At 64.0% G+C, this 2,568-nt stretch carries 2 protein-coding genes; one reads left to right on the plus strand and one right to left on the minus strand.

Features of this window, described 5'->3' with window-relative positions; all coding sequences use genetic code 11:
* On the plus strand, positions 1 to 489 hold a 489-nt coding region (locus tag AC1D00_RS36130), incomplete at its 5' end, for an SDR family NAD(P)-dependent oxidoreductase (protein WP_477013959.1).
* Positions 490 to 614: 125 nt separating this feature from the next.
* Here AC1D00_RS36130 and ggt read toward each other — a convergent pair.
* Positions 615 to 2,351 carry a gamma-glutamyltransferase gene (gene ggt, locus AC1D00_RS36135; RefSeq protein WP_477013960.1) on the minus strand — a complete coding sequence of 579 codons (1,737 nt, stop codon included), beginning with the start codon at positions 2,349 to 2,351 and terminating at the stop codon, positions 615 to 617.
* Between the last annotated feature and the right edge of the window lie 217 nt (positions 2,352 to 2,568).

The raw sequence follows: 2,568 nt of genomic DNA on the forward strand, positions 1-2,568 counted from the left end.
GGCGAAGACCTCGATCTCGCCATCTACAACGCCGGTAACAATACGCCCGGCAAGATCATCGAGATGGAAGCCGACTATTTCGAGAAGGCCTGGCGCGTCGTGTGCTTCGGCGGCTTCCTGTTCGGCCGCGAGGCGGTGCGTCGCATGGTGCCGAAGAAGGCAGGCACGCTGCTCTTCACCGGCGCCAGCGCCTCGCTGCGCGGACGCTCCGGCTATGGTGCGTTCAACTCGTCAAAGGCTGGCCTGCGCACGCTGGCACAGGCGATGGCCAAGGAATATGCGAGCGACGGCATCCATGTCGGCCATGTCGTGGTCGACGGTGCGATCGCCGGCGACAAGATCCTTTCGCGCTTTCCCGATGCGGCGAGCCGCGAAGACAGCCTGATCGACATCGAAGGCATCGTCGATGGCTTCGCCTTCCTCTACCGCCAGCCCGAACGTGCCTGGTCGTTCGAGCTCGATGTGCGGACCTCGAAGGAGAAGTGGTGAGGGAAGGGCGCCGTAGCCCGGATGAGCGAAGCGATATCCGGGATCGCCCGAAAATCCCCCATGCGGGCTACGAACTGAATACCCCGCTTTCGCGGGGTATTCAGTCGTAAGGGTGGGGAAGGCGATCAATACCCGGCCGCCAGTCCACTGTTGCGGCGTGGATCATTGGCCCCGTAGTAGCGGTTATTGCCGACTTGCTCGCCGTTCAGCGAGGGCGCGCCGACGATGATGACCGCGAGGTGGTTCGCCGGTTGCGGCGGCCCGAATTTGTGCCCCATCCCCTCTAGAATCTTCTGCGTGTCCGGTGACAGCGCGTAGTTCTCGACGTTGGTGAGGTCCGGCAGCCATTGCTGGTGGATACGCGGCATGTCGACGGCCTCCTGTGCGTTCATGCCGTAGTCGATCGCGTTGATCATGGTCTGCAACACGGCCGTGATGATGCGGCTGCCGCCGGGCGTGCCCACGACCATGACGGTCTTGCCGTCCTTGGTGRCGATGGTCGGGCTCATCGAGGACAACGGCCGCTTGCCCGGAGCGATGGCATTCGCCTCGCCCTGCACCAGGCCATAAAGGTTCGGCACCCCGACCTTGGCGGTGAAGTCGTCCATTTCGTCGTTCAGCAGCACGCCGGTCTTGGCCGCCGTCACCTTGGCGCCGAACCAATCGTTCAGCGTGTACGTCACCGATACGGCGTTGCCGTCCTTGTCCGCGATTGAATAATGCGTGGTGTTGCTGCCCTCGTGCGGCGCGACGCCCGGCTTGATGTCCTTGGAGATCGCGGCCTTGTTCGGATCGATCACGGCGCGGATCTTGGTCGCGTAATTCTTGTCGAGGAGGCGGTCGAGCGGATTCTTCACGAAATCCGGATCGCCGAGATAGCTGTTGCGGTCCACGTAAGCGTGCCGCATGGCCTCGATCTGCACGTGCACGGCCTGCGCGGAATGATAGCCCAGCTCCTTCAGCGGATAGCCCTCCAGGACGTTCAGGATCTCGCAGATGATGACGCCGCCCGAGCTCGGTGGCGGCGCGGAGATCACGTGGTAGCCGCGATAGTCGCATTCGACGGGTGCGAGCTCGCGCGTCTTGTAGCTGTYGAGGTCGTCCTGCGTGATCAGGCCTTTGCCAGCCTGGCTCGATGCCACGATGGCGCTGCCGACCCAGCCCTTGTAAAAGCCGTCGGTGCCCTTGCTGCTGATCTCGCGCAGTGTCTTGGCGAGTTCCGACTGCGCCAGCTTCTCACCCACTTCGAACGGTTTGCCGTTGTTGAGGAAGATACCGGCGGACGCGGGGTCTTCCTCGAAATCCTTCGTCGCCGTGCGCAACAAGTCGATGTCGCCTTGGTCCAGCGCAAAGCCCTGTTCGGCGAGCTGGATCGCGGGGGCGAGCAGGTCGGCGCGCTTCATGGTGCCGTATTTTTCGCGCGCATATTCCATCCCCGAGACGGATCCTGGCACGCCGACAGCGAGATGCCCCTTGGTCGAGATGCCCTTGATGACGTTGCCATCCTTGTCGAGATACATATTGGCCGTCGCTGCCTTGGGCGCCGTCTCGCGGAAATCGAGGAAGGTCTTGCGGCCGTCGGCGAGCTGGATCGTCATGAAGCCGCCACCACCGAGATTGCCGGCGGCCGGATAGACGACGGCCAAGGCATAACCGACGGCCACAGCGGCATCGACGGCATTGCCGCCGCGCTTCAGCACATCGACACCGACCTGGGTCGCCAGATGCTGCGCGGACACCACCATGCCGTTTTGCGCGGCGACCGGCGCGACCGATGCCGCGCGCGCGGCGCCGAACGTGACGAGGCCGACCGATACGATCGCGGCGGCCATCCACCGCATATTGGTTTGTGGTTTCGACATGGGATGCTCCTCGGGCTGGCCGGTGATGCCGGCACATTGTTGTCCGCGAGCTCAGCCTATCAGCTCGTGCCCGCCGCGAGATGCGAGATGGAGCATGTGGGCGTGGTGTAGCTGTGGCGCACACGACGCTCCCTGCGATTGCGGGCTGGGCGGGGGAGGAGGTTCCAGAAGGGGCGGTCGGTTGCGCAGTGTCGTAGCGCCACGAGTCCCCCTGTGC

The sequence above is a fragment of the Bradyrhizobium sp. P2_E8 genome (genome assembly GCF_056403875.1).